This is a genomic window from Bacillus sp. FAU18 (genome assembly GCF_056033885.1).
Genome location: NZ_JBVYHZ010000004.1, coordinates 770,249 through 790,524 on the forward strand (window position 1 = coordinate 770,249; position 20,276 = coordinate 790,524).

The 20,276-nt window shown below is 44.3% G+C and carries 17 protein-coding genes and 1 pseudogene; 3 read left to right on the forward strand and 15 right to left on the reverse strand.

Annotated elements, in window-relative coordinates; genetic code table 11:
- Window positions 1–96 precede the first annotated feature (96 nt).
- A complete protein-coding gene (locus AC0OMU_RS15040; protein WP_015251491.1) occupies window positions 97–879 on the forward strand; it encodes an HAD family hydrolase in 783 nt (260 codons plus the stop codon).
- A 38-nt stretch (window positions 880–917) separates the two neighbouring features.
- Here the strand turns inward: AC0OMU_RS15040 and thrS are convergent, their stop codons facing one another.
- From thrS to AC0OMU_RS15085, 9 genes are all read right to left on the reverse strand, one after another.
- Window positions 918–2,849, reverse strand: coding sequence for a threonine--tRNA ligase (gene thrS / locus AC0OMU_RS15045; RefSeq protein WP_014480529.1), 1,932 nt, complete (start codon window positions 2,847–2,849; stop codon window positions 918–920).
- 396 nt (window positions 2,850–3,245) lie between these two features.
- Window positions 3,246–4,091, reverse strand: coding sequence for a putative sporulation protein YtxC (gene ytxC / locus AC0OMU_RS15050; protein WP_015384337.1), 846 nt, complete (start codon window positions 4,089–4,091; stop codon window positions 3,246–3,248).
- Window positions 4,092–4,169: 78 nt separating this feature from the next.
- Complete coding sequence (locus tag AC0OMU_RS15055) at window positions 4,170–4,811, reverse strand: TVP38/TMEM64 family protein (RefSeq protein WP_015384338.1); 642 nt, start codon at window positions 4,809–4,811, stop codon at window positions 4,170–4,172.
- Between the two features lie 33 nt (window positions 4,812–4,844).
- A complete protein-coding gene (gene dnaI, locus AC0OMU_RS15060) occupies window positions 4,845–5,780 on the reverse strand; it encodes a primosomal protein DnaI (RefSeq protein WP_014480531.1) in 936 nt (311 codons plus the stop codon).
- A gap of 27 nt (window positions 5,781–5,807) precedes the next feature.
- Window positions 5,808–7,226, reverse strand: coding sequence for a replicative helicase loading/DNA remodeling protein DnaB (dnaB, locus tag AC0OMU_RS15065; RefSeq protein ID WP_015251489.1), 1,419 nt, complete (start codon window positions 7,224–7,226; stop codon window positions 5,808–5,810).
- A 114-nt stretch (window positions 7,227–7,340) separates the two neighbouring features.
- Window positions 7,341–7,799, reverse strand: a complete 459-nt coding sequence (gene nrdR, locus AC0OMU_RS15070; protein WP_003223586.1) for a transcriptional regulator NrdR — start codon at window positions 7,797–7,799, stop codon at window positions 7,341–7,343.
- Window positions 7,800–8,072: 273 nt separating this feature from the next.
- Window positions 8,073–8,453: an adenosylmethionine decarboxylase gene (gene speD / locus AC0OMU_RS15075; protein ID WP_003223584.1), complete on the reverse strand. Its 381-nt coding sequence runs from the start codon at window positions 8,451–8,453 to the stop codon at window positions 8,073–8,075.
- A 238-nt stretch (window positions 8,454–8,691) separates the two neighbouring features.
- Complete coding sequence (locus AC0OMU_RS15080) at window positions 8,692–9,714, reverse strand: glyceraldehyde-3-phosphate dehydrogenase (protein ID WP_003229459.1); 1,023 nt, start codon at window positions 9,712–9,714, stop codon at window positions 8,692–8,694.
- Between the two features lie 205 nt (window positions 9,715–9,919).
- Window positions 9,920–10,300, reverse strand: a complete 381-nt coding sequence (locus AC0OMU_RS15085; RefSeq protein ID WP_003229458.1) for a winged helix-turn-helix transcriptional regulator — start codon at window positions 10,298–10,300, stop codon at window positions 9,920–9,922.
- A 183-nt stretch (window positions 10,301–10,483) separates the two neighbouring features.
- Here AC0OMU_RS15085 and AC0OMU_RS15090 point away from each other — a divergent pair, with 183 nt between their 5' ends.
- Complete coding sequence (locus tag AC0OMU_RS15090) at window positions 10,484–11,674, forward strand: MFS transporter (protein WP_047183008.1); 1,191 nt, start codon at window positions 10,484–10,486, stop codon at window positions 11,672–11,674.
- A gap of 23 nt (window positions 11,675–11,697) precedes the next feature.
- Window positions 11,698–12,540: an aldo/keto reductase YtbE gene (ytbE, locus tag AC0OMU_RS15095; RefSeq protein WP_003229455.1), complete on the forward strand. Its 843-nt coding sequence runs from the start codon at window positions 11,698–11,700 to the stop codon at window positions 12,538–12,540.
- A 40-nt stretch (window positions 12,541–12,580) separates the two neighbouring features.
- Here the strand turns inward: ytbE and coaE are convergent, their stop codons facing one another.
- From coaE to phoP, 6 genes and pseudogenes are all read right to left on the reverse strand, one after another.
- Window positions 12,581–13,174, reverse strand: a complete 594-nt coding sequence (gene coaE, locus AC0OMU_RS15100; RefSeq protein WP_474241267.1) for a dephospho-CoA kinase — start codon at window positions 13,172–13,174, stop codon at window positions 12,581–12,583.
- Window positions 13,175–13,189: 15 nt separating this feature from the next.
- Window positions 13,190–13,840, reverse strand: a pseudogene (gene ytaF / locus AC0OMU_RS15105) (sporulation membrane protein YtaF); the annotation flags it as partial.
- Between the two features lie 143 nt (window positions 13,841–13,983).
- Complete coding sequence (gene mutM / locus AC0OMU_RS15110) at window positions 13,984–14,820, reverse strand: DNA-formamidopyrimidine glycosylase (protein ID WP_080019510.1); 837 nt, start codon at window positions 14,818–14,820, stop codon at window positions 13,984–13,986.
- Window positions 14,821–14,842: 22 nt separating this feature from the next.
- Complete coding sequence (gene polA, locus AC0OMU_RS15115; RefSeq protein WP_251218134.1) at window positions 14,843–17,485, reverse strand: DNA polymerase I; 2,643 nt, start codon at window positions 17,483–17,485, stop codon at window positions 14,843–14,845.
- 243 nt (window positions 17,486–17,728) lie between these two features.
- On the reverse strand, window positions 17,729–19,468 hold the full coding sequence (phoR, locus tag AC0OMU_RS15120) for a sensory box histidine kinase PhoR (RefSeq protein ID WP_015483551.1): 1,740 nt from the start codon (window positions 19,466–19,468) through the stop codon (window positions 17,729–17,731).
- The gene (gene phoP, locus AC0OMU_RS15125) at window positions 19,461–20,183 is read right to left on the reverse strand and encodes a two-component system response regulator PhoP (protein ID WP_014477634.1); all 723 of its coding nucleotides are present in this window, start codon (window positions 20,181–20,183) and stop codon (window positions 19,461–19,463) included. The genes phoR and phoP overlap by 8 nt, the downstream gene beginning before the upstream one ends.
- Window positions 20,184–20,276 lie beyond the last annotated feature (93 nt).

Here is a 20,276-nt window from a genome sequence, read left to right on the forward strand (position 1 = left end):
CGTCTGAAAACATATTTCATAAGGCTTTTATCTATTGTAAAATAAAACATGAGCCTTTTGGCAGAAAGATTTGAATCTGAAGCAGAGGAGAAGATCATGAAAGCCGTATTTTTTGATTTAGATGATACACTACTTTGGGACGAGAAAAGCGTCAGAACAACATTTGCAGAAACTTGCTTACAGGCGGAGAAAAAATATGGCCTTGCCCCTGAGGAATTCGAAGCAGCTGTTCGCGAAGCGGCGAGAGAATTGTACATGTCATATGAGACGTATCCATATACAGTGATGATCGGCATTAACCCGTTTGAAGGATTGTGGTCCAATTTCTCAGAGCCAATCAGTGAAGGCTTTCAAAAGCTGAACAAGATTGTGCCGGAGTACAGAAGAAATGCATGGACAAACGGACTGAAAGCGCTTGGGATCGATGATCCTGCATATGGCGAATACTTGGGAGAGTTTTTTGCGGCAGAGCGCAGAAAACGCCCGTTTGTATATGATGAAACTTTTGCTGTACTCGATCAATTAAAAGGCAAGTATGAATTATTGCTTTTGACAAATGGCGATCCGAGTCTGCAAAAGGAGAAGCTTGCCGGCGTACCTGAGCTCGCTCCTTACTTCAATGAAATCGTCATCTCGGGCGCATTCGGCAAGGGCAAGCCGGATGTTTCAATTTTTGAACACTGCCTTAAGCTGATGAATATTGAAAAAGACGATGCCATCATGGTCGGCGATAATTTGAATACTGATATTTTAGGCGCTTCAAGAGCCGGAATCAAAACCGTTTGGATCAACCGGACAGATAAGAAAAACGAAACTGACGTAACGCCTGATTACATCATCAGCAGCCTTCATGATTTGTTTCCTATATTAGAGAAATAAAAAAGCATGATCTCTTCAATGAGATCATGCTTTTTATTTTATTTTTTCGCTTCAGCTACTGCCTTTTTCACAAACTCATCAAGTGAAATGGTTTCAGAGTTCTGTTCTCCGTATTTACGCACGTTTACCGCTCCGTTTTCTGCTTCTTGGTCACCGACCACCAGCATGTACGGGATTTTTTGCATTTGCGCTTCACGGATTTTGTAGCCGATTTTTTCATCGCGGCTGTCGACTTCAACACGCAGGCCTTCACGCTGCAGGCGTTCCTGCACTTTTTTCGCGTAGTCTAAATGCACAGCCGGAGAAACCGGGATGACTTGGAACTGAACCGGCGCAAGCCATGTCGGCAGCGCGCCTTTGTGTTCTTCGATTAAGAAGGCAACAAAGCGTTCCATTGTTGAAACGACACCTCTGTGAATGACAACCGGACGGTGCTGCTTGCCGTCCTCACCGATGTATGTCAGGTCGAAACGTTCCGGCAATAAGAAATCAAGCTGAACCGTAGACAGTGTTTCTTCTTTTCCGATCGCAGTTTTCACCTGAACATCAAGTTTAGGGCCGTAGAATGCCGCTTCACCTTCTGCTTCGTAATAGTCGTGGCCGATTTCGTCCATTGCCTCTTTCAGCATGGATTGCGCTTTGTTCCACATTTCATCATCATCAAAATATTTCTCTGTATCTTCCGGATCGCGATAAGACAGACGGAATGTGTAATCACTTAAACCGAAGTCTTCATATACATCCTGGATTAAACGGACTGTACGGATAAACTCATCCTTAATTTGATCCGGGCGCACAAAGATGTGTGCATCATTTAACGTCATTCCACGTACCCGTTGAAGTCCTGACAGCGCACCTGACATTTCATAGCGGTGCATCGTTCCAAGCTCCGCAATACGAATCGGAAGCTCGCGATAACTGTGAATGTCTTGTTTGTAAATCATCATATGGTGCGGACAGTTCATCGGACGCAATACAAGTGTTTCATTGTCCATTTCCATCGGAGGGAACATGCCTTCCTGATAATGGTCCCAATGCCCTGATGTTTCATACAGCTCTTTGCTGCCAAGCACAGGTGTGTATACGTGCTCATAGCCGAGGCTGATTTCTTTATCGACAATGTAACGCTCGATGACGCGGCGGATTGTCGCGCCTTTTGGCAGCCAAAGCGGCAGGCCTTGTCCGACTTTTTGAGAGTTCGCAAACAGCTTTAATTCTTTGCCGAGCTTTCTGTGGTCGCGTTCTTTCGCTTCTTCTAGCATACGAAGATGCTCTTCAAGATCAGCTTTTTTGAAGAAAGCTGTACCATATACGCGCTGAAGCATTTGGTTTTTGCTGTCACCGCGCCAGTATGCGCCAGCAAGGCTTAACAGCTTAAATTCTTTGATTTTTCCGGTTGAAGGAACATGGACGCCGCGGCACAGGTCAAAGAATTCGCCTTGCTCATAGATCGAAACGGTTTCTCCTTCAGGAATCGCATCCAATAGTTCAAGCTTCAGGTCGTCGCCGATTTCCGCAAAACGGGCTTTCGCTTCTTCACGGCTGACTTCTTTTCGAACGATCGGAAGGTTCGCATTAACGATTTTTTTCATTTCTTTCTCGATTTTCGGCAGATCCTCCGGTGTAATCGCTTCGTCCATTTCTACATCGTAGTAAAAACCGTTTTCGATAACCGGACCGACGCCGAATTTAACATCCTTGTAGATGCGTTTAATCGCTTGAGCCAGCAAGTGAGCCGTACTGTGGCGCATAATTTGAAGACCTTCTTCTGAGCCTTCTGTAATGATTTCCACTGTACCGTCTTCATTGATCGGCGTTCTCAAATCGATTTCTTTTCCGTTCAGTTTTCCGGCTAATGATTTTTTCTTTAATCCCGGACTGATGGATGCCGCGATATCTTCTGTTGTTGTTCCTTTCGCAAACTCCTTGACTGCTCCATCAGGAAATGTGATTTTTACCATATCTGACATCTTTGTCACTCCTTTTTTTGCATATAAAAACCCCGCCCCCTATGAAAGGGACGAGGTTGAATAAACGGAATCGTGGTTCCACCCTTTTTTCCGCAAAGCCAATACACGGCACCTGCGGCTCTAAGCTCTGTAACGGGAGTTCCCGTCAGCCATTACTGTTCCTTTTCAAGAGGTTCACAGCTGAAGTTCAAAGGCGGTAAAGCGAATGGTCCTTAGCTGGGAAGCTTGCAGCCAGGGCTTCCCTCTCTTTGAGCCGGTATCATTCCTTCGTGTCCTTATCAATACGTGTGTCTTTCTTAATCTCCTATGTATTATAAATTGTTCAATCCAAAAAATCAACACGATCGCGTTTCCTTTTTTTAAACCGACAGCCTTATATAGACAGGCTGCCGGCCCTCATCCTTCCGAGTGCTTCACCGGTATTTCTGCATCTGAAAAAGCGTGCAGCGGGAGCATTTCCACTCTCTCTTGAAATACGTTTTGAATGGTCCTTGCCATCATGTGCTCGGGCTGGTCGGTATAAAGCACGACTTCATCAGGCGCAATGGAAATCAGCGGCGCGAGCAAATGAGAATCAATATACATAGGATGATCCCGGACAAATCTCCTGTCTATGTATTTCATTTTTTCCCGTTCCGGCACATAGCGCAGCTCCCATAATGTAAAGGAACCATCATGGACAATATGCACTTTTTTGATTCGCGGCTGTTTGGCGTTTACATAGTCTCTGAGTGTTTGAATAAAGTTTTGATATTCCTGTTCCATCTTATATTCATCAATCGCTGCTTCTGTAATATCTCTCAGCTGCTTATAGTATGATCCAAGTCGGAAGGTCTGAAAGGAGCGAATGTAAAATACTCCTTCCTCTAAACAGATCGTTTGGAGTTCATCCAAAATTGATTGTTTCCGTGAAAGCTTCAGCGGCTCAAACGGAAGATCGTCTGCTTCACCTTCAATAATACTGTGTGCGAGCTGAAGGATTTGCTGCTGTTCATCCTGGTCCGTGAAACAATACGTTTCCTCAATCAATGACAGCATATGCTCGTCTTCTTTGCATTCCAAAAAAAATTTGACCAGAATCGGCTCCATAAAACGCTGAATAGGAAAAGCCGGATTCGCTTTTTCAATCCCGATTTTTCGTATGCCTTCACGGACAATGATATTGTTCCGATCGTCCGAATGCTGAATGAGATGTAAAAAAGCGGCTGCATCATGGTCATCTTCAAAGATTATTTCAAGCATGTTTGTCCCCCCTTACGGCATCTGTTACAAGTATATGGGGGATGTTTTTAAAATAGACGTAAAGGTCATTGGCAAATCTTAATTTGATTCCTGAAACAAGTTTTGCATTTTCTTTCTGAAGATAAATGGCAGCGAGATAAACACGATATATAGAGCGAGGACAAGAAAGAAAGCTGGCAAATTGCCAGTCAAAAAGCTTGCTCCCAGAACATTCAGCGCAATGGTCCCAGGGATGATTCCTACAGCCGTCGCCGCAAAATACGGCAAAGCTTTGACATTGGAAAGGCCTGCCGCATAGCTGACGAAATCAAAATTGATCGGCAGGATTCTCAAAAGAAAGATATAGAAAAATCCGTTATCCTCCATTTGCTTCTGTATGGCTTCAAGCCTTTCGTAATGCCCGTTCTTTTTCGCCGCAAACAAACCGGCCGCAAAAAACGAAACAGCTGAAGCGCACATCGAACCGAATAACGTATAAAACGTGCCGAGAAGAGGGCCAAACGCAAGTCCGCCAGCTATTGAAATAACAGACACCGGAAATAAAACAAGTGGCCTGACGATGGATATCCCGATAAACATCAGAGGTGCAAAGACTCCGAACGACAATACCCATACCCTGATCTCTTTCGGCGATACATTCAAATATATTTTATTTCCCCAAAAGATTAAACCTGCACCTGCCAGCACTGCCAGCCATTTAAAAGCGGTTTTTCGATTCATACCCTCAGTTCCTTCCCCTTTGAACCACAGCAGTTACGGATGGCGGCGGTTTTCTCCGTCAAGGCGGATCGGAGCAGCCAAATATAATATCCGCTCCATTAATCTTGCCGCTTTTACTTCTTCCTTTTCCCCCCTTTGCGAATACGTAAAATGATGCTTCAGCTCGTCAGGTGAGAAATTAGAAGAAAAGAAAGTAGGCAGCTGCTGGGACATTCTGTGCTGAAGCACCGTTCCGATGACTTCATCCCTTACCCAGCTTGTCATTGATTCTGCTCCGATGTCATCAAGCATCAATACGGGTGTGGTCTTTACCATATTGAGCTTCTCTTCCAATGTCTGGTCTTGCAGCGAATTCTTAAGCTCTCTCACAAATTCAGGCACATAGACAATCATGGAGGAATACTCTTTTTCCGCCAGCTCATTGGCAATCGCAGCGAGCATAAACGTTTTTCCTACCCCGAATTTCCCGTATAAATATAATCCTTTCCCTTTTCCCGTCTCATTATAGCTTTTCAGGAAGTCTGTAACATGCTGAAACATCGCGAGCCTGCTCGGGTCACTGATATCAACTTGCTGGAACGTCGCTCCGAGAAGATCCTGCTGGATATACATGCTTTTCATAAGAGACTTTTGTTTCTTCTGCTGGTCGAGCTTCCGTTTAACTGGACATTCATAATACTCGATATCTATAGACCGCCCATTGACAACAAGCTTCGGATGGTAGCCCTCCAACAAATTGTTGCAGTTTTCATCTTCCGAACAATAGGAGCAATTCTTGCTTTGTTCGATATATTCATAAAGCTTATTTAAACTCTTTTCGATCATTTTTTGGTCAATCACTTCTTCGTTTTCCTTTAAAAATGCTTGAACATCTTGATCTTTCATGACTTTTTCCTTCATTTGTTCAAGACGTTTTTGGAAATCCGGCCTGCCGGTTACGCCCTGCAGGGAACGGCCGATTGGTTCCATCTATTCCTTCACCCCGCATCTCTGTCTTTAATAGGCAGAGTATTTTTTCAGTTTTTGCATTTCTTCCATCATCTTTTTCTTCTGTTCTTCCAAATCCTGCGGATGCAGCTTCTGCTGTCCGGATTCTGAATCAGACGCTGTTTCCTTTTCTGTCATCCAATCAGGAAGCTTTTCTTCACGAATCACTTTTTGGTTTCGTTTCGAAGACTTTGTTTTTCCTTCAGCCCATTCAAGATACTGGCGGTTTTCTTCTATTGCGAGCTTCATCGCTTCCCTGACCGTTTTTACCTTTTTGCGTGCCCAATGCGAAGCGATTTTTTGAATATAGTTTTTCGACAGCTTCATGTCGGTTTTCAGCATGACATAATAAATTAACACATTTGTGACGCCTGGCTCGAGCTTCTGTTCGAACATAATTTCTTCTATGATCTTCAGATCAGCTTTTGACGGCTCTGTTCCGTCAGCAATGTCCTGCAGAAGCTTCTTCGGAGAAATCGCCTCCAGCAATGCGATCAGCTTCCCATCCAGAGAATCCTCTTCTGCCGGTTTTTCGCCTTCACGCAGATGCACCGGCTGTGTTTTTTCCACCAAATCGGGCAACTGTCCGTTTCTTTCAATTTGATACCAGTCGCTCGCCGCTTTTCTTAATGCCTCCGTCGTAATGACGTCACGCTCATCAATTGCGCTCATCACAACATTTTGCATTTGCAAAGGGTCAATTCCGTACAGATAAGAAAGCTTTTTGATTGTGTCCCGCACCTGCTGGGTCATCGCTTTTCTCGGTATCATCGTCTCAGAAAGTCCCGCTAAAAACAAATCAAAATCAAACACATCCTCCGTTATGGTGTAGGACGGAGACTGTCCGACAGAAGTATACTCGGACCCCTCGGCAAGCCTTACCGTTTCCTCCATATCGGATGTGAGCTTCCATTCACTCGGCTGCAGCGATTCAAACGCGTGATTAAACGGCCGCGTAATGTCCTTCGCATCTTCTGAAATGGCCGGGTGCGTAAAAAATTGTTTTAATTGCTGATATTTCGTTTTTCCGACTCTATTATACAGAAAAACATTCAGCATTCCGTCTTCAAAAAATTCATTTGGTCTGAGCGGCGGAAGGAGTTCATATATAAAGAGGCGCTCCTGCCGCTCGGATTCTTTCATATATACTTTCAGCAATCCGATGCCCTCGAGCTTCCCCTGTTCCTGATGGATCGTTTTTAAGTTGGACTGTGTCATCCCCATCAGCTGTCTATGTGTGGACTCTCCGCCCCACAGACGGTTTTGTTCAAGCTCTCCCCACAATGTCATATAAAGAGAGAATGCAACAGGGCCGATTAAGGGCTGGTACAGTTGTGTAATAATTTGTCTGTCGATATCCTGCAGCATCGATCTGCTTTTAACCACATACGGGTCTACAGGCAGTACATCTTTCCAATAGTCAGCCATACATTCTCAAACCTTCCGAATTTGTTTCTACCTTTCATTTTACACCGTTTCTTATATCTATCAAATGCCAATTTTGCACATGAGAAAAGAGCTAGAAGAATCCTCTTAGCTCTTTTAACGCTCTTTCTTTATTAAGTCTTTTAATTCATCGATAAAGACGTTTATATCTTTAAACTGCCGATAGACGGACGCGAACCGCACATATGCGACTTCGTCAATCTTAGCCAGCCGGTCCATGACCATTTCTCCGACGAGCTCACTCTTCACCTCGGAGCAGCCTTGATTGCGAAGCTCTTTTTCAATATCAAAGCACATGTCTTCAAGCGTTTTGAGTGAAACAGGCCTTTTTTCACATGCTTTTATGAGGCCGCGCAGCATTTTTTCTCTGCTGAATTCCTCACGCACACCTTCTTTTTTCACGACGATGAGCGGGGTTTCCTCCACTTTCTCAAAGGTCGTAAACCGGTAGTGGCAGGATTCGCACTCGCGTCTTCGGCGAATCGACTTTCCGTCATCCACAGGCCGTGAATCAAGGACTCGTGTTCCGTTATGCTGGCATGAAGGACATTTCAATAAAATCAGCTCCCAACTATATCGTTCCCTGCAATGTATTTTCGGCAGCCTCCGCCTTTTAAAAATAGATGTGACAGCATCTGTCGGGAGAGCCGGTGTTAAATTTGTTTCTTTAGCATTAGGTGGTTTGTGAAAATCTCCTTCTTATTTTACAAAAAAAATGAAAAAAGAAAAAGCTGACACTCTCGTTTCTTTATAAAAATAAAAGGAGCATAAGCTAAAAAGCGCATAATGGCTTTCTAGCTTCAGCTCCCTTTGTGTTCGCAATTTACTTTATAGTACTTTCGCTTGCGCCTGTTTAATCTGCACAGGCCCCATTCCTCTTGGTATTTCAATGTTTTCTCTTGTATCAGCATGTAATGCCTCTGCAATGTAATCAGCAGCGACATTAGGATCTAAGTCTCCACAAGTATAAACATCAATGCTCGCATATCCGTGCTCAGGAAAACTGTGAATCGTTAAGTGTGATTCAGAAATAATCACAACTCCGCTTACGCCTTGCGGTGCAAATTTGTGAAATGCAACCTCGCGCACCTCAGCACCTGATTTTAGAGCAGCATTTACAAACGTTTTTTCAATAAAATCCATGTCATTCAGCTTATCAAAATCGCATCCCCATAGCTCGGAGATAACGTGACGCCCCATTGTTTCCATAGTCATGGACCCCCCTTAACAAGAATTAAAAAGTGAAATTCCAACAACTGGGTCGGCCATTTACCACGGGGGAAAGTTAGTCCGGAGAGGTCCTAACCCTTTAAGTAATTCCGAAACAGTCTCAAGCAAGAAGTTCACGAAAAATAGTATACTGTGTTTAAGTCTAATTTGCAAGGTGCGTTTTTTCAGAAATATGTTGTTAAGGGTTTTTTCTTTAAAATGTGTCCATGACCTTATTTTATACAGCAGACGGATGTTTCATTCGTGCCGCTACATGGCGGATCAGATCAACAACTCTGCAGGAGTAGCCCCATTCGTTGTCATACCACGCCAGCACCTTTACTTTCCTGTCTTCCATTACCATTGTTGTAAGCCCGTCAATGACCGCTGAATGCGGATTCGTATTATAATCAGTCGAAACGAGCGGTTCATCTGAGTAATCAAGTACACCGTACATCGACGTTTTGGCAGCGCGTTTAAATGCCTCGTTTACTTCTTCAGCCGTAACATCCGTTTTCAGATCAACAACGAGATCAACCAATGAGACGTTCGGAACAGGGACACGCAAGGCGAGGCCGTGAAGTTTTCCTTTCAGATGCGGCAGCACAAGCGAAAGCGCCTTTGCCGCTCCTGTTGTCGTCGGAATGATGGATTCACCGCAAGCCCGCGCCCGGCGCAAATCTTTGTGCGGGTTATCAATATTTTTTTGGTCATTCGTATATGCATGAACTGTAGTCATCAGACCGCTCTCAATGCCAAACTCTTCATCCAGCACTTTTACAACAGGCGCAAGGCAATTTGTCGTGCATGACGCATTTGAAATAATGACGTGGCGCTCAGCGTCAAATTGGTCCTCATTTACGCCCATCACAATGGTAACGTCTTCATTTTTTCCCGGAGCGGTCAAAATCACTTTTTTTGCGCCTGCTTCTATATGGCCCATCGCTTTATCTTTAGCATTAAACTTCCCTGTTGCTTCGACGACTATGTCAATATCATATTCCCGCCAAGGCAGCTGTTTTGGATCACGGCTGTTTAACAAAAGCACTTTCTTTCCATTTACGATCAGGCTGTCTTCACCAGCCACAACCTCTTTGTCGTATCTGCCGTGAATTGTGTCATACTTTATTAAATGAGCCAGCGTTTCTGCGGAATAGCTGGCGTTAATGGCCACTACTTGAATTTGATCGTCTAACATCGCTTTTCTAAAAACCATTCTTCCGATTCTTCCAAACCCGTTGATCGCTACTTTTACCTTCATGTTGGACACCCCTTATCAATTATGCCATCCTAATTTGTTACTATCTAAAATTAGTATAACACATTAAAACAAATTCGCCAGTACATATTGATAAAAATCAACGATTATAACGCTAATTTATGATGCATCTTATGTTTTCTTGCACAGAATATCAGGCGTAAGAACCAAAAAGCAGCCAGCGCTCCGCACTGACTGCCCTCATGCTTTATGATTCCTGTTTTAACTTATCATTGAGCACACTTTCTTCTAGCACAGAAAATGTATCCCCGTACACTCTGTTAATATGATTCGCTCCCCAAGCACACAGCATATCTAAAATTCCTTCTAAGCTGCGGCCGTATTCGCTGAGCTCGTATTCCACTTTGGGAGGAACTTGATTATATACGATTCGGTTAATGACACCGTCCGCTTCCAGCTCGCGCAGCTGCTGAGTCAGCATTTTTTGCGTGATATTGGGCATTAGGCGTTTTAATTCGCTTGTGCGTTTTTTTCCGTGCGTCAGATGGCATAAAATGACGCATTTCCATTTCCCTCCAATCACTTCAAGAGTCGCTTCAACAGAAATGTTATATTTTTTCTTCTCCATACAATCCATTCTCCTCACAGGCACTAAAAAGTGACTATAGCACTTAAAAGTACGTACTTTTATTTCTTAACGATATGTTTCATAATCACATTTGCCGGCTGATTTGAATCTGCTCTTTTTTATTTATATAGCTTACTCGGCAGAATTTCAATCATACAACACATCTTACAAAGGAGGAACATCATGACTTCAGCCAATAAAAGCAGTATTCCTGCACTACTGGCTTTGGCCGTAAGTGCATTCGCAATAGGGACAACTGAATTTATCAGTGTCGGCCTTTTGCCGCTCATTGCTGATGACCTGGATATTCCAGTCACGACAGCAGGATTGACCGTTTCCCTTTATGCGCTCGGCGTTACATTTGGGGCACCTATATTAACTTCATTGACCTCAAGCATGTCACGTAAGACACTATTGCTTTGGATCATGTTTATTTTTATTGCCGGTAATACGATGGCAGCAACCGCTTCAAGCATCGGGATTTTACTAGCAGCACGTGTGATATCGGCATTTTCGCACGGTGTGTTTATGTCGATCGGTTCGACAATCGCAGCGGATATTGTCCCGGAAGATAAAAGGGCTAGCGCGATTTCAATTATGTTTACTGGCCTCACTGTGGCAACTGTAACCGGAGTTCCTTTTGGGACATTTATCGGCCAGCAGTTCGGCTGGCGTTTCGCCTTTATGGTCATTATCGCCGTCGGAATCATTGCTTTCATTACAAATGGCATTCTTGTACCGTCCAAATTACGAAAAGGGACGAAAACAACGATGCGGGATCAATTGAAGCTTGTGACAAACAGCCGGTTATTGCTTTTATTTGTCATTACAGCGCTTGGATACGGAGGAACATTCGTTGTGTTCACGTATCTGTCTCCCCTGCTTCAGGAAGTAACAGGCTTCAAAGCCGGGACTGTTGCAGTGATTCTGCTCGGATACGGAATAGCTATTGCTATCGGCAATATGATTGGCGGAAAGCTGTCAAACCGAAATCCGATTGCCGCTTTATTCTATATGTTTATCGTACAGGCAATTGTTCTATTCGTACTGACATTTACAGCCCCGTATCAAGCAGCTGGGCTCATTACCATTCTCTGTATGGGATTGCTGGCCTTTATGAACGTGCCCGGCCTTCAGGTGTATGTCGTCATGCTGGCTGAGCGTTTTGTCCCGAGTGCAGTTGACGTCGCATCCGCGATGAATATCGCTGCTTTTAATGCAGGGATCGCGCTTGGGTCATACCTTGGCGGTGTGATCACCGATTCAATCGGATTGATTCATACCGCTTGGATAGGCGGATTAATGGTGGTCGGTGCAGTCATTTTAACAGGCTGGAGCCGCTTGATGGAAAAACGAGATCGGCTGGAAGCCTGACAATTTTAAAGGAGGAAATGAACATGACAACACATTTACAAGCAAAAGCAACACTTCATAATGGGGTGGAAATGCCTTGGTTCGGCCTCGGCGTGTTCCAAGTGGAAGAAGGATCTGAACTGGTAAACGCAGTTAAAACTGCCATTGTTCACGGGTACCGCAGTATTGATACTGCAGCTATCTATGGAAATGAAGCTGGAGTCGGAGAAGGGATTCGGGAAGGCATTGAAGAAGCAGGCATTTCAAGAGAGGATCTGTTTATTACATCGAAAGTATGGAATGCGGATTTAGGCTACGAGGAAACACTCGCCGCGTTTGAAACAAGCCTGTCCAAACTCGGTCTGGATTATTTGGATCTATACCTCATCCACTGGCCTGTAGAAGGAAAGTATAAAGAAGCTTGGAGAGCGCTTGAAACGCTGTATAAAGAAGGCCGTATCAAAGCGATCGGCGTAAGCAACTTCCAAATTCACCATCTTGAAGATCTGATGACGGCAGCTGAAATTAAGCCTATGATTAACCAAGTGGAATTTCACCCGCGCCTTACACAAAAAGAGTTGATAAGATACTGCCAAAATCAGGGCATCCAGATGGAGGCTTGGTCACCTTTAATGCAGGGGCAGCTGCTGGATCATCCTGTATTGGCTGACATCGCTCAAACATATAATAAATCTGTCGCACAAATTATTTTGCGCTGGGATCTGCAGCATGGCATCATTACGATTCCTAAATCAACGAAGGAACACCGCATTAAAGAAAATGCAAGCGTATTTGACTTTGAATTAACGCAGGATGACATGAACCGAATCGATGCACTGAATGAAAACTTGCGCGTCGGTCCTGATCCGGACAACTTTGATTTTTAATGGCAAAAAAACACCGTTCAATATGAACGGTGTTTTTTGATTATGCCCAGCTGTTCATGATTTCATCAAGCTGCCTTTTGGTCTCTTCAAGCGTGCCGCTGTTATCAATGACTTGATCTGCTCTTGCAGTTTTTTCCTCTAAGGGCATTTGAGAGCGGATACGGCTGACTGCTTCTTCTTCCGTCAGCTGATTGCGCTTCATCAGACGTTCCAGTTGAAGCTCTTTTGTCACACTGACCACAATAATTTTATCAACCAATGATTCCAATTTGCTTTCGAACAATAGCGGGATATCCAATACAACAAATGTCTCCCGATTTGCAACGGCTTCATCACGGCGATTGAGCATTTCCTGCCTGACTGCGGGATGAACAATTGCATTTAAAGCGCGACGCTTTTGTTCATTTGTAAATACCAGTGCCCCAAGCTTTTTCCGATCTATATCGCCATTTGGGAGCAGAATGTCTTCACCGAATTCGTCAATGATTTGCCGGTAGGCCGGCATCCCTTTTTCTACCGCTTGTTTTGCAATGATATCTGCATCTATAACTGTTATTCCTTTTTCAATCAGCATATTGGCTACCGTGCTTTTGCCGCTAGCTATTCCTCCCGTTAAACCAATGACTAAGGTCAAGAGATCCACTCCTTTTTACAATTTCCAGAGCCCAATCGTGATTAATAGAAGCCCCGGCAAAAACGCCATTTTATCGATCCATTTCCACTTAGACAGAAAATGGCCGGCATTGATTCCAATTGATACAAACAGCGAGCTCATGATTGCCACGGCAATGCTCATCACAATCGGTGAAAAACCGAGAATGGCTGCGCCTATACCTGCTCCAAAGGCATCAATCGATAAGGCAAATCCCAATAAGACCGCCTCAATTCCATTGATCACACCCGATTTGTCGATATCCGCACTCATGGGTTTTCTCAAAATATGAATCACAATCCCTAATGACCGAACCTCTAAATTAAGCAGTGTTTTTTCATGCAAGAGGTATTCTTTATCTTTTGCCGGTTTGAAAAATTGATACAGAACCCACGCACCGATTCCAACCAATATCAAACCGCCAAGCTTCTCCGTCACATATACAGGAAAAAACTTCGTGAGAAAACTTCCGATCAGCATGGATATAAACATGACAGCACCGGAACAGCAGGCGATAACCAAAATCGCTTTAAACGGTATTTTCATTTTTCTCAATCCGTACGTAAATCCGACTGAAAAACTGTCCAAGCTGACAGCCAACGCCAGCAGCAGTATAGAAACCATTTGCATATCCGTTTCTTCCTTTCTGTTGGTGCTCTTGTATCAGATGTGAAATGCCCGGGATTCATCACAATCATATATATGGGAAAGTGAAAAATCCGTGTTTCGAAAATGGCATCCTCCATTACAGAGTTACTGATATATGCACCGACAGCTTGGACGATGAAGCATTATGCTACTTTTTTTTTCTGGCACTTTGCGCAAAAATGCGTGCCTCTTCCTCCAACGACAATTTTCGAAATCATCGTGCCGCAATTTTTGCATGGCTCGTCTTTTTTTCCGTACACAAAATGCTGCAGCTGGAACATTCCGATTTCCCCTTGGGAGTTGATATATGAACGGACTGTGCTTCCGCCCGCATCAATCGCCTCCTGCAGGGTGTTTTTGATTTCAGCGTGAAGGGTTTTGATTGTTTTATCTGATAATTGATTTGCTTTTGTCTCGGGATGGACACCCGCTCTGAAAAGAGCCTCATCCACATAAATGTTCCCTAGTCCAACTACCGTTTTTTGATCCAGTAGGGCAGTTTTGACAGCGCGGTTTGTTTTCGCAAGCCGTTCTTTTAAATACGCACTCGTAAATTCTTCTGCATCCGGCTCCGGACCTAACTGAGAAAGCGGGAGCTCGCCCGCTTCTTCTCCCGGTTTAAATAAGTGCATGGTTCCAAATTTCCGCACATCCCTGTACCGAAGCTGGGTTCCATCCGTCATCGTGAATATGACATGCACGTGTTTATCGTCAGGCTCCTCGGCTTGATGAAGACCGTATTTCCCTTCCATTCGAAGGTGAGAAACCATAACATAATGATCTAAATGAAACAGTAAAAACTTTCCCCGTCTTCCGATGGACTGTATCGTTTCTCCTGCTAGTTTTCGCGCAAATTCCTCCGGTTCGGCAGGCCGTTTGATGATATTCGGCCATCTGATCTCTACCGATTTGATTGTTTTTCCCTTTACAAGCCCGGTCAGAGTGCGCCGGACCGTCTCAACCTCTGGTAATTCCGGCACATCCATCACTTCCTATCTCTGTTTATTTCGCATCGTACCAAGATGGGCCTGATGCAAAGTCCACCTTTAACGGCACATCTAATGCAAGCGCATGCTCCATCACTTCAGGAACAAGTTTTTCAAGAATTCCAATTTCTTCCTGTGGTGCCTCAAAAATCAATTCATCGTGTACTTGAAGCAGAAGCCTTGCTTTCAACTGTTTTTCTTTCAGCTTGGCAGCCATGTCAATCATGGCTTTTTTGATAATATCAGCGGCGCTTCCTTGAATCGGCGTATTCATGGCCGTCCGCTCCGCAAAACTTCGGATATTAAAGTTCCGGCTCGTCAGCTCAGGGATGTAGCGGCGGCGATGCATAAGCGTTGTTACGTATCCTTTTTGCTTCGCTTCCTGTACTGAATCTTCCATGTACGCTTTTACGCCTTGGAAGCTTTCCAGATAGCGGTCGATAAATGCTCCCGCTTCCTTCCGAGTAATGCCGAGGTTCTGTGACAGACCGTAATCGCTGATCCCGTAAACAATGCCAAAGTTGACCGCTTTCGCCTGGCGTCTCATCGCAGATGTCACTTCATCCTTAGCGACATGGAACACATCCATTGCCGTTTTCGTGTGAATATCCATATCATTTGTAAAAGCTTCGATCAGATTTTCATCCTTTGAAATATGGGCAAGCACCCGCAGCTCGATTTGTGAATAATCGGCTGCAAAAATGAGCCAGTCTTTTTCAGACGGCACAAAAGCTTGGCGAATTTTCCGCCCTTCCTCAAGCCTGATCGGAATGTTTTGCAGGTTCGGATCAGTCGAGCTGAGACGGCCAGTTTGCGTTAAGGCTTGGTTAAATCGCGTGTGCACTTTATGCGAATCCGGTCTCGTCACCTTTAAAAGCCCTTCGATATATGTTGATTGAAGCTTGCCAATTTGTCTGTACTGTAAAATATAGTCGACAATATCATGCTTGTCAGCCAGCTTTTCAAGCACATCGGCAGACGTAGAATAGCCTGTTTTCGTTTTCTTTACGACAGGAAGACCGATCTTTTCAAATAAGATGACGCCTAGCTGTTTCGGAGAATTGATGTTAAACGGCTCTCCCGCAATCTCATGGATTTTTTCTTCATATTCCTTCAGCTTCGCACCCAGTTCTTCACCCATCCGTTTTAAACGGTCAACATCGACCTTGACGCCAGTTGATTCCATTTCGCCGAGAATAAGCGCAAGAGGCATTTCCAGCTCTTCAAACAGTTCAAGCTGGTCGTTGTTTTCCAGCTCCTGAACGAGCTTTTCCCGAAGGCTTTGAATCGCTAACGCTTTTCGGCCAAGGTGCTCAGACAGTACGTCTTCTGACGGCACTGCTCGTTTTGCTCCTTTTCCATAAACTGATTCATCACTTGAAACGATATGCAGGCCGTAATCCTTAGCCACACTCGCAACGTCGTCATATGAATTGCCCGGGTTGATGATATAAGCCGCAAGGAGCGTATCAAACTCGGCTCCTTTCAGCTCAATGCCCTGCCAGCGCAAAGCGACAACAGCCCGCTTGCTGTCGAAGACCCATTTCTTCTGATCGTCATTTTCCACCCATTCTTTAAACACCTCAGACTCAACGGCAATGTCTTTCGGAATGAAATAAGCTCCCGTTTCATTTACGATCGAAAATCCGAGAATCGGCTCTTCATGATAATTATCGCCAATCTGTTCAACGACAAATGCGGATGGAGAAACCAATATATCGCTTGTCACGTCTGTGACTGTTTTGACATTAATGTCTTCCAACGATTGATCCTGTTCTGCTTCTGCACTGTCTTCTCCAAGCCGTTCAAGAAGCGTGTTGAAGCCAAGATCTTTAAAGATGGCAATGACCTGTTCACGATTAAAGCCTTGATATTCCAGAGCGGAAACAGATACCTCAATCGGAGCATCTGTCATAATTGTCGCAAGCTCCTTGCTCATCAATGCTTGATCCTTAAACTCCTCAAGCTTTTCTTTCAATTTCTTTCCGCTCACCTCGTCAATGGACTCCAGCAGCTTTTCAACGGAATCAAATTGTTTTAAAAGCTTAATCGCAGTCTTTTCTCCGACGCCGGGCACACCCGGAATATTATCTGAGGAATCGCCCATCAGACCCTTCATGTCAATGATTTGTTCAGGCGTAAGCCCATATTTCTCTTTGACATGCTCCGGTGTGTAAAATTCAACGTCGGTAATTCCCTTTCTCGTAATGGCAACTGTCGTTTTGTCCGTTGCCAGCTGGGTTAAATCCTTATCCCCTGAGAAAACCTTAACTTCAAATCCGTCTTTTTCAGCCGATTTGGCCAGTGTGCCGATAATATCATCCGCTTCATATTGTTCCAGTTCATAGCGGCTGATCTGGTAGGCATCCAGCAGCTCGCGGATAAACGGCATTTGTTCGGAAAGCTCAGGCGGAGTTTTCTGTCTGCCGCCTTTATATTCTTTAAATGTGCCGTGACGAAATGTTGTTTTCCCGGCATCAAACGCAACCAGCATGTGCGTCGGTTTTTCATCCTCAAGCATTTTCATCAAAATCATCGCAAAGCCGTATACAGCATTCGTATGAACACCTTTATCATTGCTTAACAGCGGCAATGCAAAAAACGCCCGGTAAGCCAGACTGTTTCCGTCTACAAGCACTAATTTTTTTCGTTCCGTCATTCAATTTCCTCCTAAGAAGCCTCAGGCTTCCATTCATCTCTTACATAGTCATTAGCTCCTCTTATTTTAACAAAGTTCAATTTGAAAGGAAAATACGTGAACTATAAGAGAAGACACAAAAAAGGACGGGAACACAAATAGGTTCCCGCCGTCAAAATTGGCTCCTTGGATGAAGGGGTTCTACTACATCCTACCAGCATAGGTTTAACAGTGCATGAAGATATTGTTAAACCTTTGTAAACATTAGGCGGACTTTTCAGCGGCCCGTTTCAGCGTCACGGTAAAGACAGTTCCCCGTCCAGGCTCGCTTGTGACATCAATTTTCCCTTCATGAGCCTCTATTAAATGCTTGACAATCGCAAGGCCCAGCCCTGTTCCGCCCGAATTCCTGCTTCTGTCTTTATCTACGCGGTAAAAGCGTTCAAAGATGCGCGGAATTTCTTCTTTCTGAATTCCGATTCCAGAATCGGCAACCTCAATCTGAATGTCTTTTTCTCTGGGCTTTACATTGATAGCCACGGAGCCCCCCTCAGGCGTGTAGGTTAACGCATTGTTTACGAGATTAAGAAATACCTGTTTCAGCCTGTACGGGTCACCAGATACATATTGAGGGTCTTTCGGGACATTCAGTTGCAAGGAGATGCCTTTCTCATCCGCCTTATGCTTCAGAAGCGTTTCAATCTCACCAAGCATTTTGGCCGGATCAAACGTTTCGATACTGAGCGTGAAATTTTGCTGCTCGATTTTTGAGAGATCGAGCAAATCCTGAACCAAAGACTGAAGCCTTTCGCTTTCCTTAAGAATAATAGAGAGAAATTCAGAAAGCGCCTCTTTATCCTCCATCGCCCCGTCCAATAACGTCTCCGTAAACCCTTTTATGGACGTAATCGGCGTTTTCAGCTCATGAGAAACATTGGCCACAAAATCCTTCCTCATCTGCTCTAATTTCTTTGTTTCCGTCATGTCATGGAAAACAAGCACAATTCCTTTCCATTCATCGTCCGGCCCCATAATCGGAACGCCGTCCACTTCAAAATAACGCCGTTCTATTTTGATCGGCAGTCTTAACAGCTTGCATTTCTTTGTCTCCGTCATAAAAATGTCTTCGACAAGCTGGATCACTTCTTCATGTTCAAATGCATCGTGATAAAGACGGCGCAGCATATGATTCGGATTGATATGAAACTGCTTGGCGTAAGACCTGTTTACGAGATTAATAAAGCCTCTTCCGTCGATCATAATCAGCCCGGAGCCAATGTTTTCAATGACTGTCAGCAGCCGATCCCGCTGCATTTCCTGCGTTCGCGTCATTTCCATCAGATCAATGGCAAGGCTGTTCATCGCATGTCCTAGCTTATCAGAACGCCTAATATAGCCGCCGTATGTCCGTGCATCGTAGTTGCCCTTAGAGAGTTCTGTGGCTACATTTGTGGCTGACTCAATTGACCTTTTATAACGTGAGGTCATGCTGGAATAAAAATAAACAATGACGATAAATGCGGTACAAAGACTGGCCGTCAGCATCCCCCACAATTCGCCTTTTAAGCCGTCGCTTTTTCCAGAGGCGGAAAGCAGCACATATCCTGTTTTTTCACCTTCGCTTCTAAGTGAAAGTCCGTAATAAAGCTTGTTATCTGTTGTTGACAGAATCCCCTCATGGCCAGAAACAAGCGCCTGCACCTTTTGGGAATCAGCCGCTCTCCCGTTTGACCCATACAGCACCTTGCCGTCTGTATCGATAACGGATGCGCTCACATCAAGCGCGCCGCCTGCATCTTTAATGATTTTCTCATTTGCTTGATCATTCAGATTGCCGGCATCAAGAAGCGAAGCCAAGTATTTTGCTTCTTTTTCAATGTGTTCCTCTGCTTTCCTTTGATCAGATGTTTCAAAAAGCTGCTGTAAAAACAGCCCGAGGACACAAAACACCAGAATCATACAGACAACGAATACAGAAAAAAGGCGCACACGGTATTTATTCATTCATTTTTGGCTCCTCCAGTTTATACCCCAATCCCCTAATCGTTTTAATGTAGATCGGTTTTTTGGTATTGTTTTCAATTTTGTCGCGAAGATGGCTGATGTGCACATCAACAATTCTCGTATCTCCGGCAAAATCATAATTCCAGACTGCGCTCAGCAACAGGTCTCTCGTCAGAACTCTGCCTTTATGTCTGCCTAAATAGAGCAGCAGTTCGAATTCTTTCGGTGTCAGTTCAAGCTGACTTTCTTTAAAGTACGCTTCATAATGATCAGGCAGGATTTTCAGATCGCCAATTACGATCTGGCCTTCCATTTCATCATTCTTCATCTCACTAGAGGGCGCAGCCATTTCCGAACGCCTTAAAATCGCTTTTACTCTCGCATTTACTTCCCTTGGACTGAACGGCTTGGTCATATAATCATCAGCACCGAGCTCAAGCCCTAATACTTTGTCGAATTCCTCATCCTTCGCTGTCAGCATTAAAATGGGAAACATCAGTTTTTGCTGTCTCAGCTGCTTGCATACTTCGATTCCGTCCAATTTTGGAAGCATCACATCAAGCACAATCAAATCAGGCTTCTCTGTTTCCGCTTTTTTGAGTGCTTCTTCCCCATCCGAGGCGGTAATGACATCATAGCCTGACCGTTCCAAATTGTACTGTAAAAGAGTAACAATAGATTCTTCATCATCCACAACTAAAATTTTCTTGTTCATGCTGTGCCTCCAGTATTATAATTCCCCGACATCCTATTTCTCTATTTTATGTCATCTTAACATGTTTCATGATTTTATTTTAGCGAAAGCAGG

What these genes read in the sequence shown, in the direction of transcription:
- AC0OMU_RS15040 (WP_015251491.1), top strand. Translation starts at nt 97, where the DNA reads ATGAAAGCCGTATTTTTTGATTTAGATGATACACTACTTTGGGACGAG.
- thrS (WP_014480529.1), bottom strand. Translation starts at nt 2,849, where the DNA reads ATGTCAGATATGGTAAAAATCACATTTCCTGATGGAGCAGTCAAGGAG.
- ytxC (WP_015384337.1), bottom strand. Translation starts at nt 4,091, where the DNA reads ATGCTTGAAATAATCTTTGAAGATGACCATGATGCAGCCGCTTTTTTA.
- AC0OMU_RS15055 (WP_015384338.1), bottom strand. Translation starts at nt 4,811, where the DNA reads ATGAATCGAAAAACCGCTTTTAAATGGCTGGCAGTGCTGGCAGGTGCA.
- dnaI (WP_014480531.1), bottom strand. Translation starts at nt 5,780, where the DNA reads ATGGAACCAATCGGCCGTTCCCTGCAGGGCGTAACCGGCAGGCCGGAT.
- dnaB (WP_015251489.1), bottom strand. Translation starts at nt 7,226, where the DNA reads ATGGCTGACTATTGGAAAGATGTACTGCCTGTAGACCCGTATGTGGTT.
- speD (WP_003223584.1), bottom strand. Translation starts at nt 8,453, where the DNA reads ATGGAAACAATGGGGCGTCACGTTATCTCCGAGCTATGGGGATGCGAT.
- AC0OMU_RS15080 (WP_003229459.1), bottom strand. Translation starts at nt 9,714, where the DNA reads ATGAAGGTAAAAGTAGCGATCAACGGGTTTGGAAGAATCGGAAGAATG.
- AC0OMU_RS15085 (WP_003229458.1), bottom strand. Translation starts at nt 10,300, where the DNA reads ATGGAGAAGAAAAAATATAACATTTCTGTTGAAGCGACTCTTGAAGTG.
- AC0OMU_RS15090 (WP_047183008.1), top strand. Translation starts at nt 10,484, where the DNA reads ATGACTTCAGCCAATAAAAGCAGTATTCCTGCACTACTGGCTTTGGCC.
- ytbE (WP_003229455.1), top strand. Translation starts at nt 11,698, where the DNA reads ATGACAACACATTTACAAGCAAAAGCAACACTTCATAATGGGGTGGAA.
- polA (WP_251218134.1), bottom strand. Translation starts at nt 17,485, where the DNA reads ATGACGGAACGAAAAAAATTAGTGCTTGTAGACGGAAACAGTCTGGCT.
- phoR (WP_015483551.1), bottom strand. Translation starts at nt 19,468, where the DNA reads ATGAATAAATACCGTGTGCGCCTTTTTTCTGTATTCGTTGTCTGTATG.
- phoP (WP_014477634.1), bottom strand. Translation starts at nt 20,183, where the DNA reads ATGAACAAGAAAATTTTAGTTGTGGATGATGAAGAATCTATTGTTACT.